We start from the raw sequence: 9,998 nt of genomic DNA, 5'->3' as shown, positions 1-9,998 counted from the left end.
CTTGATATGTTCAACTACAGCGCGGATCTGGACTGCTACGCGCTCTGGGCGCGGCTGATGACGCGCAAACCCGTGCCCTGCGGCTGGGAACGCAAGTATTTCACCGCGTTCGCAAGCCGGCGCAATTTCCGGCGGTATTTCTATAATACGGACGAGTTCCTGGCGCGGTTCGGGAGTTGTGTGGCCTGCCACGGCGCCATGCCTGAAGGGTTTGCGCACGCAATGGGCGATTACGGCTACATTCTGCGCGCGCCCGTGCTTGACGAGGTGCTTACCGCCGCGAGTTTTCTGCAGCGCACCGTTTGACTGATTTGACGGCGGAACCGAAACTCCCCCGGCTGTGCCTTTGGCCTGCCGGCTGTTATTACGCTTTACCGGCAAGCCGGGGGGTTCTTCTTTCCAAACAGCCAAGCTGTTTGCCCCGCATCTTCCTGTCCTTGCATATCTATATACTTTCTGAATTTGCGCCTCGCTTATCCCTGCCGTAGACACAAAATACCAATCTGGCCAAATGGTATCGGCAGTGATAAACGGAGTGATTCAGGCGGGTTGTTTCCATTTTTCCATGCTAGCAGAAAATGGAAGATGTGGGGATACACACTCCATCCCCCTGCTTGAGCCAGACCAGGCCGGCAATCATTATGCCGGGCGTGCCGGCATTGGGTTTTTATGAGCGGAATTTATAAAAACGCCCCGGAGGTCCGGGGCGTTTTTTTGAATGGCAGGCGAGGTTACCGGTAGATGTATTCGTTGACCAGCTTGCGGATTTCCTCGTCTTTGCCGTAGAGACTTTCGCTGAGGTTGCGGTCAGAATACGAGGCCAGATTTTCAGCTATGCGGGAAATGAGCGCGGCGGGAAAAACGTCTTTTTCCTCGTAAAACGCGCGCTGGTCTATAAGTTTTTCCGCCGATTCCTGGCAGGAGGCGGGCAGTTTCGGCAGTTTTTCCTGGACGGCGCGGTGCTTTTCGCTGAAAATATTGACGTCCACATACAGCTTCTCCGCCATTTCAAGCGATTCGGCCGAGACAAGCCCGTGCCGCGCCGCCACAGTCAGTCCCGCGAGCAGCAGATGGATGTTTGCGGAACCGTCAGGCGCGCGGAATTCCACGGTCTGGCGGGCGATATCGTCGGCGACGGGCGCGGTGTCCTGCGGGTTGCGGTCGTGAAACATCCTGTCTGCCGCCTGGGTCCAGCCGAGCGGCACGCGCACCAGCGTGGAGCGGTTGCGGTCGCCCCAGCAGATGTTGGTGGGCGCTTCCTGATGCGGAACAAGCCGCAGGTAGGAAGTCGGCACCGTGTTGCCGAACGACGTGAGCGAAGGCGCGAGCTTCAAAAAGCCCGCTATCATTTTACGGGCGGAGGGGCTGAGTTTTCCGTCCTGTATCATCATGCTGCGCCCGTCTTTCATAAGGCGGGTGTGGATATGCATGCCGCTGCCGGCGTGCCCCACCGAAATCTTGGGCGCGAACGAAATCTGCACGCCGTGCCTGTATCCGGTCATGTTGAGTATCCATTTGGCGATCAGGAGCTGGTCGGCTGCGTCTTCCACCGGCACGGGCAGAAACTCGATTTCGGCCTGGATCATCTCGCGGTCCGCTTCGCGGATGAAACCCACTTCGGAGTGTCCGTATTTGATTTTGCCGCCCGCCGAAGCGATCGCCTGCATCGCTTCCGTGCGCAGATTTTCCCATTTGGCGAACGGGCCGGACTCATGATACCCGCTCTGCGACGACGCCGGGTACAGATTGTCGCGTTCGCTGATGACGTAATATTCTAGTTCGCCCATCGCTTCGAATGTCATGCCGGTGGCCTGCGTGAATTCGGTCTGGGCTTTGCGCAGGATGTTGTCGGGCGCGGCGGGCATCGGCTCGCCGGAAGCGGTGTAATAGGTGCACAGCAGGTCAAGCGTGGGGATCGGGGAAAACGGATTGCGGAACGCGGTTTTCAAACGCGGTATCACATAAAGATCGCTTGCGCCGGAGTCAATGTATTTGAAAAGGCTGGACCCGTCAACCCGTTCTCCTTCCGTCAGCAGTTTCTCCAGGTGGTTTCTGCCCGAGATGACGAAATTGAGCGTTTTGAGCCGCCCGTCGCCGGCGGCGTAGCGGTAATTGATCATCTGGACGCCGGTTTCCTCGATATAGCGGATAATGTCGGCGCGGGTGAAATCCCGCGGATTCTTATCAAGAAACCTTGCCAGCGGATTGGGATTAAGAATATCGCTAAACGTCATAAACCATACCTCCGGAATTGTTTGTGCAACTAGGACTATAAGATATTTTTAACTTAAAGTCATTACCTTTAAATAACCTGTCCGTTTTTGCTACCATTGTAAAGGGTACGGGGAGGGTGAATGTCAAAAATCACTTACCGCAGGATGACTCGCGGCGATCTGGACTATGTTATAGACTGGGCGGCCGCCGAAGGCTGGAACCCGGGAATGAACGACGCCGAGCTTTTTTACAGGGTTGATCCCGCCGGCTATTTCATGGCTTTTGACGGAGATAAACCGGTCGGCGCGATCTCCGCAGTGAAGTACGGCGAGCATTTCGGATTCATCGGGCTTTTCATAGTGGTGCCGGGTTTGCGCGGAGGTTTTATCGGTGTGCGGCTGGGCCGGCTCGCGCTTGAATATCTGAACGGCCGGATCATAGGGCTCGACGGCGTGATGAACAAAATCAGAAACTATAAATTTGCAGGATTCGAACTGGCGTATTTCAACGCGCGTTATAAAGCCGCCGCGCGGCCGTTTGAACCGGCCGCCAGCATTATTCCGCTCGCCGGCGCCGGAGATGCCGAAATTGCGCGGTTCGACGGACGGTTTTTCCCGGCGGCGCGGCCCGGTTTCATAACCGGCTGGGCAAACCAGCCCGGCGTTATTTCATTTGGCATGCTGGAGAATGAGCGACTGCGCGCGATGGGTGTGGCGCGGCCCTGTCGCAACGGTTATAAAATCGGCCCGCTGGTGGCCGAGGATCCCGATCTGGCCGACGCTGTGTTCCGCGCTCTTGTGAGCGATATGCCGGAAGGCGCAGAGTATTTTCTTGATATGCCGGAGCCCAATCCCTACGCGCTTGCGCTTGTGCGCAAATACCGGATGGAAAAGGTTTTTGCCACCGCGCGGATGTATAAAAACGGCACGCCAACCCTGCCGCTGGAAAACATTTACGGCATAACCACGTTTGAACTCGGCTGAACGTTTTTCCGGACAGCCAGTCATCGGCGTTGCGCGCTGGTCAGCCGCCGCCCAAACATTTATAATCGGGCACACTTGTCACGGAGGAACCTTATGAAAAAAATACTGTTTATCTTAACGTTTGCCGCTTTTGCCGCGCCCTGCCCGGCGCAAGGCATGGGAGGACGGCTGGGGCTGGGAATAAGAGGAAGCAACCTCGCCGCGCGCTATTTCGCAACCGACAGCGTGGGCACGGAACTGGTCACGGCGCTGAAAACCGTAGCCCCGGAAACCGGCGCGGACACCACTTTGTATTATCTCGGATGCGGCGCGTTTTACAACCGCGCCGTGGCGGACAACGTTTATTTTCAGACAGGCTCCATGCTGGCGTATTCAACCGGCATGAACGCTGACAAATTTTACGGACAATGGTATCTGGTGCCGGCGTTTGCCGGCGCGGAAGTCATCCTGTCAAACCGGTTCGGCATTGATTTCCGGGTTCACCCGGCGGAAATAATGCTTTACAACACCGGCGGCGCAACCACGAAATCAGTCTGGTCGCTCTACGGCAGTCTTGGCGCGCACTATTATTTTTAGCGCATCCCCAGCAGCTTGACGGCAAGGCCGTAAGCGTGATTGAGAAGCCGGACCGAATCTCGCGCGGAGGTGAAATATCCGCCGTTTTTATCGGCGTACTGGCGCACGACAATCAGCTCCACCTCGGGCGTCACGTCAAGCTCCATCACGGTGTTCCCGCCCGGCGGAAGCAAAGCGTGCAAGTCAACATGGCTGCCGGCCAGAATGCCGGAACCCGCTTTCGCCAGAAGAACGCAGTAGACATAAGGGTATTTCCTGTCCTTTACCCTGTTGACGCTCGCCTGCACCTGTATGCCGTAAAAATCCTTCGGCGCGCCGACCGGGCTGACCACCAGCCGCGCGTCGGCGGGAACGCGCTTTCCGTCAGCCGTTTCCCGGGTTCCCAGCATGAGTTTGAGCTGCACGGAGGTATTGGCGTTGATAGCCGGCAAAACCTCTTTCAGCGCCTGTATTTTCACCAGCAGATCGTTGCCCTCGAAAAATGTTCTCGTGCCGGTCAGCCACAGCGGCGCGATAATAACAAGCAGGTCTGCAAGCAGGATTACTTGCAGTTCCTTCGGAACCACTTTAAGAAATTGTAACGCGCCCACGACGAGTATAATAAGCGCGATTCTCCCCAGCGGGTTTGTCACGTCGAATAGGTCGCGGTCCCAGGAGCGGAGCTGCAGAATACGCAGTTCGGCCTTGTTATATTCGTCCGGCGTTACGGGGTTCCACTCCGGCTCGCCGGGCTTCAGGACCGGCTCCGAGTGGAAAGTTCTTATCATCCCGAACGCCGTGCCCAACAGCAGCAGCACAAGCCCCGGAAAGAACTGCCTGAAAAACAGCTGACAGGCAAGCCCGGCCGCCAGCAAAATCACAATCAGCGGAAACCGGATAATTCCCGGCACGAAAGACAGGAACGCGAAACGGAACCCGTCGTCCGACTTTTTAACCGTGTTTTCCATACTCCTCCGAATTCCGGGCCAGCAGTTCGTCATACCCGGCCTTTTCCCAGTAAAGCGGACAGCCGCCGTTGCAGACCGCCAGATGTTCGCAGCTATGGCACAGTTCGTGCGCAAACGACTTGGTTTGAAAATGCCTGAATTCCGCGCTTTCCCATAACCGCCGGAACCCGTTTTCATTAGCCAGCAGATTGCCCATCGGTTTGGGATAGCTGGAACAGGGCAGAATATCGCCGTTGGGCGCCACGCTTAAAAGCCCGTCGCATGCGGCGCAGCCCTTGTTGCCCAGCCCGTGCGCGACCGGATTGAAAATACACATCGGCGTAGGCGAATACCACATGAATTCCAGCCCCAGTTTTTCCGCCTCGCGCCGCACGCCCAGCACCAGCCCGCCAATTTCGGAATACGACACGAACAGCCTGTCCATTTCCGCGGTCGCCGAACCGACCGGCATAAGCATATTCATGGAAAACCTGCCCAGTCCCAGCTTTTTCACCAGCCCGGCAATTCCGGCCAGATGAGCCTTGTTCAGCCCGGAAACCGTGGTGTTTGTGTGTACCCGTATGCCCGCCTCGCGCAGGTTTTTTATACCCGCCAGAGTGCGCTCAAACGCGCCGGGACAGGCGACTATGCGATCATGCAGTTCCGCCGAACCGCCCTCCACGCTTATCTGCGCGGAATCAAGCCCGGCGGCCCGCAGTTTTTTCGCCAGTCCCGCCGTAACAAGAGTGCCGTTGCTGATCAGGTTCACCCACATTTCAAGGCTTTTCGCGTGCCGCACCAGTTGCGGCAGGTCATTGCGAAGGGTCGGCTCGCCGCCGGTGAAGCTGACGGACGGAACCTCCGCTTCCCTGCGTATTATGTCCAGCACGGTTTTCAGTTTTTCGGGCGGCAGGTCCGGCGACTCGTCCTGTTTCCTGCACCCGCACGCGGCATAGCAGAACCGGCATTTCAAATTGCATCTGTAAGTGATCGCGAGTTCGCTTAGCACCGGCAGTGTGTTGTACGGCAGCGTAAACGGCACGGCATCCACAGCCACGCGTTTCTGATTTTCGCGGTAGCAGCCTTTCATGAACGCCAGCAGATCGGTGAAAAAATAGTGGATATCGCGGGAAACGCCTTCCTTGTCCTCATACCTGTCAACTATATCATGAACCCGGCCGCCGCCCAGCAGGTATTTAAGCACTTTCAGGCCCTGCGGATTCAGTTTGAAAGCCTGATTGGGCACTTTTATAAGCAGCGAATCCGCCTCGCGCACATGAATATAAGGCGCGATTTTGCGGCAGTATTCGTCCACCCATGCCACTGTCGAGTAATAGGTTTTCATCAGTGCCCGCCGCCGCTTACGCAGGCCGAGTGACAGGCCCCGTGGCACGCGCTGTGGCACGCGCTGTGACACGCGCTGTGGCAGGCCGAGTGGCAGGCGTCATGGCAGGCGGTATAATTCGCCTCGAAACACGCGTCGGTGGCAAACGCGCCCGCGTAACATACGCTTGAACCTTTCAGCCCCGACAGCGGCTTGACCGTATCCGGCGCGCTGGCGTTAATAGTCCGCTCGACAGCCGCCACAGGAACATGCCCGCCGCCGCGGCGCACGCGGTAATGGCTGTAATAGTAACCGGAATCGGACGGATCACGCTCCACCGGCTTATCCGCTTCCAGGAGTTCACCGTAATAACGGCGGGTGGCTTCCACGTCGCAGTCCCACATTTTCTGCTCCATCCCCGCGGCGACGGCGCTTATTATGCCCGTTATGGAACGCTGGTCAAGCCGCCCGTCGGACGAAATGGAAGACAGCAGCAGCTTTTCATAAGGGTCTTCCACAACCGCGCCGCCGTGAATCACATTCAGGACGGGCGGATCCGTATTCAGGATGGAAAGCGCACCCTTGCGTTCGAGATTGCCCGCCATAAGCGCGATAACGCCCGCTACCGGCAGGTCCAGCAGCACGCCCGCCTCGACCGGCGTAAGAATGTCGCAGACTTTGCCCGCCTTGCGGAAGGTGCCGGACTGGAGCTTCGGTGGCGTCCAGTCGTCAGCCGTCCAGTTCAAATTGTTGATCTCGGCGCAGGCCCGCATCATCGAATGCTGTTTCAGCCGGATTATCACCAGCGGCGCGATTATAAAAACGATCAGCGTAAACCAGAGCGCGGTTTTCTGGAAGGTGGCCGGGTACTGCGACAGAACGGACCCGGGCAGCAGCCGGTTGAAAAAATAGTTCTCCACAGCCGGAACATAGCCGTCCGGCACGCCTTTGAAGATTCCGCCCCGCGCCATTGTTTTCAGGCTGAACAGATCGGCGTTGAGATAGAGCTGAATCTGGGCGTGGTATCTGGCGGGCACGTCTTTTTTGTAAAACAGAACCGTCAGGTTGCTTTCGGAATCGGTGGAATAATCAATCAGATAGCGTTCATTCACGAACTGCTCGGTCATGAACGAAATGCCGTCGAGAAACCGCTTGTCCACCCCGGCGGGCGCCCGCGCCGGAAAATGCACCTTGACGGCTATATGCTCCAGCGCGCCGTCCCACTGGACCGGCGCCCAGTTGAAAACAGCCAGTTGCTTTCCGTCCGCCATTGTCCGGGTAACATTGCCGCTTGCCTCGAAATCGGCGGTATAGCCGAAAACATAGGTCAGTTCCTCGTCCGACACGGCGGCCCCGTCAGCCAGCACTATGTCCGTTTTCCGGGGCGTGACGGCCGTGATTGAAAGCGGGAAACTGCGCCCGCTTGCCGTCAGCGCCGAGGAATGGTCAAACCGAGGCGTTTCCTGATAACCCTCGAAATAAAAACCGTGCAGGTTGTAACCCTGCGGATCCCAGCGTACGGCATAGGTGACGCGGGCCCTGCCGTCAGGCTCAAGCCGCACATCGGTTTCCGCCCATTTCATCACTCCGCCCGCGTACGCTGGCGCGGCACAGCACGCCGTCAGAAATATCGCCGCCCGGTGAAACATCTTTTTGCAGTTCATTATATTGACTCCGGTAATTTGGATAATTATATAATATAGTTGTGCGTCCGTATTGCGCGCAACGGAGCGGAAACATGAACGATTCAGCGGTGCGGATACAAAAAGGCGCGGTGCTGGTTTACCGCGTTTTTGATGTGGGAGAGGAAATCGCGCTCGCCAGGACCGAAGCGTGCCTTGCCGACTATTCAACCAGAAGCCGCGCACAGTTTCTTTCGGACAGGCGCAACGCGGTCATCATGCAGGACGCGCCCCTGAAAATTTCGCTCGGCCAGACTCCGCTTACGCTGGCCGAAACCGGCTATATCTGCGACGTGTCGGCCAAAATCTGGAATTACGGGGTTGTTTCGGTAATGCTGCGGATACCGATACCGGAAGATTCACCGTGGAATGAACTGGTGGAACTGGCGGCGGCGATTGAAAATTCGCCGGCGATCAACGGCATCGCGGCAGGTTTTAAAGACAGGATAACCGAGAAAATAGCTCCCGCCATCAAAGGCACTTCCGACTGGAAAACGCCGGAAGACTACATCACCTATTTCATCGAGCGCTTCACCGGCGCCGACTCGCCGCAGGAACTGCTTGACAAAGCCAACGTACCGGAACTGGTACTGGCGGAAACGAGAGAAGACCTGTCCGACCGGACCCGCGGTTTCATCATGGACGAGGCGCTCCAGTACAGCCGCCACGATATGGCGGTTATTGACTGGAACAGCGCGCTGCTGATCGAGCCGGACGGCGAAATGGACGTGGCCGACATTATCGAATTCAGCCTCACTCACCTGCTTGAACTGCGTTACTACGATTACATTCTGGGCAACAAGCTCGACGCGCTTTATGACTCCATCGAAACACTGCGCGGCGGCATAATGACTGAATTTTACGCCCGCGCCAGCGAAGACGCGGGCCGTAAATACATAGATTTTTCGGAATTGCTGGAACGGGTGGAGAACTCGCTTAAAACCGTGGGCGATTTTTATCTGGCGAAAGTTTTCCGCACCGCCACGAAAAAATTCCGGTTCCAGGACTGGCGGCAGAGCGTGGACCGGAAAATGGCAACCCTGTCGGAGCTGTCGAAACTGCTGTCGGGCGAAGTGAACACCCGGCGCAGCCACTGGCTGGAGATCATCGTCATTATCCTCATCGCCATAGAAGTGGTGCCGTTTTTGTGGACAGTCATGGCGAAATAGCTCCGGCTGCCTGTTCCTGTAAAAACCACCGTCAAAACCTGCCCCGCCGGAATACAAGACCGCTTTCAACTGTCTGTTCTGTTAAAAAACCCCACCCGAAATGTTACTTGACTCAAATTTTAATCAACTCTTGAAAAGCCCCCGATTTGGCGGGGGCTTTTCGCTGAAAACACAATTCTCTGATTATGCGGCGCCCCCCTTCGGTCTTTCTTTGGGAAGCGCTCTGGCAACCGCCCATGCAAGCCCGGCAGCCACGGCGGCAAGCAGCAAGCCCAGCAGGACTTTTTCCGACCGGGAAAGAAGTGCCGCGGCAACCGCCGAATCCGCGCCGGACAGTTCCGCCGGATTGGTGTCGGCATTAAGCAGCCGGTCGCGGAACATCTGCATGTCATACTGCGGAGCCGCGGCGTGGGAATTGGAATACAGCAGGCTCAAAGCGCCGGGCTCGGCCCTGAAAATCAGGGCCGCAAGCTCATAAACAACAGCCGCGCTGGTAATGGAAACAGGGCCGTTGCTGCCGTTATCAATTTCCATGAAAAAGGGTTCGCCGGACGATTGACCGGGCAGAGAAAACACAAGCTGGCAGTTCATTTCTTCCGGGTTGTAATTCCACACCCGCGACTCCAGCATGGCGCGCGAAACCGCGCCGCGCCGGTCCCGGGCGGAACTGTAAAGCCGCACCGCGCGGCTGAACGCCACGGTTTCGCCGGTTCTGAACGCGAGCGTTTTCATCGGCACGTTGGCGTACGGAAATTCCACTTTGAACACGGTAACGCCGTTTTTGGTTTCGGCGACGGGCGTCACAACCGTTTCAATGCGGCGGGGCTCGCCAAAAACATAAGGAATCTGCACGGCGCCGGAAACGATGCGGATATCGTTCAGGTCCGGCCGGGCAAGCGACATCACCGCCGGAGTGAGCGTCAGTTCCGACAGTCCGGCCGAAGACACCTTTATCTCCGCCTGCCGTTTCCAGTCCGGCACCGTTACCGGAGCCGCGGTGGAGGCGATTATCGCCAGCAGGTCCGGAGGCGCGACCCCGGTATTGCGTTCAACGGCACCGAACTTGGCGGAGGCAATCCGCTCCAGCTGCGGCTGGTCACCGGCGCCCAGCCCGTAATCCGGCG

9 protein-coding genes are annotated in these 9,998 nt (G+C 57.4%); 4 read left to right on the top strand and 5 right to left on the bottom strand.

Features of this window, described 5'->3' with window-relative positions:
- Positions 1 to 306 (top strand): hypothetical protein (locus tag PHW69_08565; GenBank protein MDD4005237.1); only part of this gene is annotated, 306 nt, incomplete at its 5' end.
- A gap of 425 nt (positions 307 to 731) precedes the next feature.
- Here PHW69_08565 and PHW69_08560 read toward each other — a convergent pair.
- Entirely contained in the window at positions 732 to 2,234 is a 1,503-nt protein-coding gene (locus tag PHW69_08560; protein ID MDD4005236.1) for a glutamine synthetase family protein, read from the bottom strand.
- A gap of 120 nt (positions 2,235 to 2,354) precedes the next feature.
- Here PHW69_08560 and PHW69_08555 point away from each other — a divergent pair, with 120 nt between their 5' ends.
- Positions 2,355 to 3,197 carry a hypothetical protein gene (locus PHW69_08555; protein ID MDD4005235.1) on the top strand — a complete coding sequence of 281 codons (843 nt, stop codon included), beginning with the start codon at positions 2,355 to 2,357 and terminating at the stop codon, positions 3,195 to 3,197.
- A 93-nt stretch (positions 3,198 to 3,290) separates the two neighbouring features.
- Positions 3,291 to 3,773: a hypothetical protein gene (locus tag PHW69_08550; protein ID MDD4005234.1), complete on the top strand. Its 483-nt coding sequence runs from the start codon at positions 3,291 to 3,293 to the stop codon at positions 3,771 to 3,773.
- On the opposite strand, the gene PHW69_08545 is transcribed toward PHW69_08550, so the two are convergent.
- Genes PHW69_08545 through PHW69_08535 form a run of 3 tightly spaced genes read right to left on the bottom strand, consistent with a single transcriptional unit; the run spans position 3,770 to position 7,687 of the window.
- On the bottom strand, positions 3,770 to 4,720 hold the full coding sequence (locus tag PHW69_08545) for a hypothetical protein (GenBank protein ID MDD4005233.1): 951 nt from the start codon (positions 4,718 to 4,720) through the stop codon (positions 3,770 to 3,772). The two genes, PHW69_08550 and PHW69_08545, sit on opposite strands and share 4 nt — an antisense overlap.
- Positions 4,704 to 6,044: a radical SAM protein gene (locus tag PHW69_08540; protein MDD4005232.1), complete on the bottom strand. Its 1,341-nt coding sequence runs from the start codon at positions 6,042 to 6,044 to the stop codon at positions 4,704 to 4,706. Before PHW69_08540 ends, PHW69_08545 begins: the two co-directional genes overlap by 17 nt.
- Positions 6,044 to 7,687 carry a hypothetical protein gene (locus PHW69_08535; protein ID MDD4005231.1) on the bottom strand — a complete coding sequence of 548 codons (1,644 nt, stop codon included), beginning with the start codon at positions 7,685 to 7,687 and terminating at the stop codon, positions 6,044 to 6,046. The genes PHW69_08540 and PHW69_08535 overlap by 1 nt, the downstream gene beginning before the upstream one ends.
- Before the next feature lie 74 nt (positions 7,688 to 7,761).
- On the opposite strand from PHW69_08535, the gene PHW69_08530 reads away from it, so the two are divergent.
- Complete coding sequence (locus tag PHW69_08530; GenBank protein MDD4005230.1) at positions 7,762 to 8,874, top strand: hypothetical protein; 1,113 nt, start codon at positions 7,762 to 7,764, stop codon at positions 8,872 to 8,874.
- A gap of 183 nt (positions 8,875 to 9,057) precedes the next feature.
- Here the strand turns inward: PHW69_08530 and PHW69_08525 are convergent.
- A partial coding sequence (locus PHW69_08525; GenBank protein MDD4005229.1) for a hypothetical protein occupies positions 9,058 to 9,998 on the bottom strand: 941 nt, incomplete at its 5' end.

The organism is Elusimicrobiaceae bacterium (genome assembly GCA_028700325.1).
Lineage (GTDB): Bacteria > Elusimicrobiota > Elusimicrobia > Elusimicrobiales > Elusimicrobiaceae > JAQVSV01.
Note: the sequence above shows the minus strand (reverse complement) of the source record. Positions and strands in the feature narration are given on the sequence as shown.